This is a genomic window from Nocardioides sp. P5_C9_2 (assembly GCF_054049555.1).
On sequence record NZ_JBFUMD010000479.1, the window covers coordinates 1 to 2,972 of the forward strand.

3 protein-coding genes are annotated in these 2,972 nt (G+C 71.7%); 2 read left to right on the forward strand and 1 reads right to left on the reverse strand.

The genetic code is table 11. The features are described 5' to 3' along the window. The coding region (locus ACXJKL_RS18430; protein WP_457208456.1) for a glutamine amidotransferase at window positions 1–634 on the forward strand (634 nt) is incomplete at its 5' end. A 41-nt stretch (window positions 635–675) separates the two neighbouring features. After that, entirely contained in the window at window positions 676–2,121 is a 1,446-nt protein-coding gene (locus ACXJKL_RS18435) for a flavin-containing monooxygenase (RefSeq protein ID WP_457208457.1), read from the forward strand. A 5-nt stretch (window positions 2,122–2,126) separates the two neighbouring features. Here ACXJKL_RS18435 and ACXJKL_RS18440 read toward each other — a convergent pair. Then, window positions 2,127–2,972 (reverse strand): ABC transporter ATP-binding protein (locus tag ACXJKL_RS18440; protein WP_457208458.1); only part of this gene is annotated, 846 nt, incomplete at its 5' end.

Genomic DNA, 2,972 nt, shown 5'->3' on the forward strand with positions numbered 1-2,972 from the left:
GGTCCGCGTCCGGCTCGAGGCCGCGCCCCTCGGCTGGGTCGAGCTCGAGGACTGGTCCGGGATCATCCTCGGCGGCGGCCCCTTCAACGTGTCCGACCCGGACGAGGCGAAGTCGCCCGTGCAGCGCCGCGTCGAGGCCGAGCTCGACGACCTGGCGATCCGCGCCGTCGAGGTCGACTTCCCCTTCCTCGGCGCCTGCTACGGCATCGGCGTGCTCGGCACCCTGGACGGCGGCACCGTGGACCGGACGTACGGCGAGCCCATCGGCGCGCTGCCCGTCCGGCTGAGCGCCGAGGGCGCCGAGGACCCGCTCTTCGGCGTGCTGCCCGAGGTGTTCGACGCCTACCTCGGCCACAAGGAGGCGGTGTCCCGGTTGCCCGGCAGCGCGGTGCTCCTCGCCTCCACCGACACCTGCCCGGTGCACGCGTTCCGGATCGGCCGCAACGTCTACGCCACCCAGTTCCACCCCGAGCTGGACGCCGTCGCGATCTGTGACCGCATCGACGCCTACAGCGCGCACGGCTACTACGAGCCGCACGAGCAGGAGTCCCTCAAGGCGGCTGCCCGCGAGGCGATGGTCACCGAGCCCGTGCGCCTCCTCGCCCGCTTCGTCCAGCTGCACGCCCGACCCTGACTCGCGTCCCCCCGCCCGACCCGCCCCGTCCCAGGAGAGCCATGAGCGACCACGTCGACGTACTGATCATCGGAGCCGGCCTGTCCGGCATCGGGGCGGCCGCCCAGCTCACCCGCGAGCACCCGGGGCGGTCGTACGCCGTGCTGGAGCGGCGCGCGGCCAGCGGCGGCACGTGGGACCTGTTCCGCTACCCGGGCATCCGCTCGGACTCCGACATGTTCACCCTCGGCTACCGCTTCAAGCCGTGGCGCGGCGACAAGGCCCTCGCCGACGGGCCGTCGATCCTCGCCTACGTGCGCGAGACCGCCCGGGAGTACGGCATCGACGAGCACATCCKCTACGGGTACGACGCCCGCGCGGCGTCGTGGGACAGCGACACCGCGACCTGGACGGTCGCCGTCGAGCACCCCGACGGCGAGACCAGCGAGATCACGTGCCACTTCCTGTGGGCGACCACCGGCTACTACGACTACGAGCAGGGCCACCGGCCGACGTTCGCCGGTGAGGAGTCGTTCGCCGGGCAGGTGATCCACCCGCAGCACTGGCCCGAGGACCTCGACTACGCCGGGAAGCGGATCGTGGTCATCGGCTCCGGCGCCACCGCGGTCACCCTCGTCCCGGCGCTGGCCGAGTCGGGGGCCGGCCACGTGACCATGCTGCAGCGCTCCCCGACGTACGTCCTCTCCCTGCCCGCGAAGGACAAGGTGGCCCAGCGGCTGCGGTCGGTGCTGCCGGAGAAGGCGGCGTACGCCGCGACGCGGTGGAAGAACGTCGGCGTCTCGACCGGCCTCTTCCAGCTCAGCCGACGTCGCCCGGCGTTGATGCGCGGCGTGATCCGCAAGGCCAACACCAAGCTGCTGCCGGCCGGGTACGACGTCGACACGCACTTCAAGCCGTCGTACGACCCGTGGGACCAGCGGCTGTGCCTGGTGCCCGACGGCGACCTGTTCCGCGTGATCAAGCGCGGCGACGCCGAGGTCGTCACCGACACGATCTCCACCTTCACGCCCACCGGGATCCGGCTGGCGTCCGGGCGCGAGCTCGAGGCCGACATCGTGGTCACCGCGACCGGGTTGCAGCTCAAGGCCTTCGGCGGGATGACCTTCGACGTCGACGGCCGGCGCGTCGAGCTCCCCGGGACGATGGCCTACAAGGCGCTGATGCTGAGCGGGATCCCCAACTTCGCCTACACGATCGGCTACACCAACGCGTCGTGGACGCTCAAGGCCGACCTGGTGGGGGAGTACGTCTGCCGGCTGCTGTCCTTCCTCGACTCGCGCGGGCTCCGCTCGGCCGTGCCGGTCCCGGACCCGTCGATCACCGAGCAGCCGTTCATGGACTTCGCCGCGGGCTACGTGCTGCGCGCCATCGACCAGCTGCCCAAGCAGGGTGACGTCGAGCCGTGGAAGCTCAAGCAGAACTACTTCCACGACATGCGGATGATCCGGCGCGGGCCGATCGACGACGGGGCGCTGGCCTTCCGCTGACGGGCTCAGGCCGAGAGCCGCTCGCCCGAGGCCGTGTCGAAGACGTGCACGGCGAGCGGGTCGACGACGAGGGTGACCCGCTCACCCTTGGCCAGGTCCGGCCGCCCCTCGAGGCGTACGACGGCCTGGCTGATCACGCCGGACAGCGACGGGTCGTCGGGGACGGCGTACAGGAAGGCGTCGGAGCCGAGCTCCTCCACGACCGTGACGGTCACGGCGAAGCCCTGCTCGGAGGGAGATCCCAGGCGCCACGCGTGCGGCCGGACCCCGAGCGTCACGTCTCCCGTGGCCCGCGCGGCGACGTCGCGGGCGAGCGGGATCCGCAGGTCGCCGACCCAGGCGTCGCCGTCGGAGAGCGCGGCGGGAAGCAGGTTCATCGCGGGCGAGCCGATGAAGCCGGCGACGAAGAGGTTGGCCGGCCGGTCGTAGAGCGCCAGCGGGGTGTCGACCTGCTGGAGCAGGCCGTCCTTGAGCACCGCCACCCGGTCGCCCATCGTCATCGCCTCGACCTGGTCGTGGGTGACGTAGACGGTGGTGACCCCGAGCCGCTGCTGGAGCGCGGCGATCTGGGTGCGCGYCGAGACCCGGAGCTTGGCGTCGAGGTTGGAGAGCGGCTCGTCCATGAGGAAGACCTCGGGCTGGCGGACGATCGCGCGGCCCATCGCGACGCGTTGGCGCTGTCCACCGGAGAGGGCCTTGGGCTTGCGGTCGAGGTAGTCCTCGAGGTCGAGGATCCGGGCAGCCTCCCGGACCCGCTGGTCGCGCTCCTGCTTGCCAACGCGCGCGACCTTGAGCGCGAAGCCCATGTTGTCGGCCACGCTCATGTGCGGGTAGAGCGCGTAGTTCTGGAA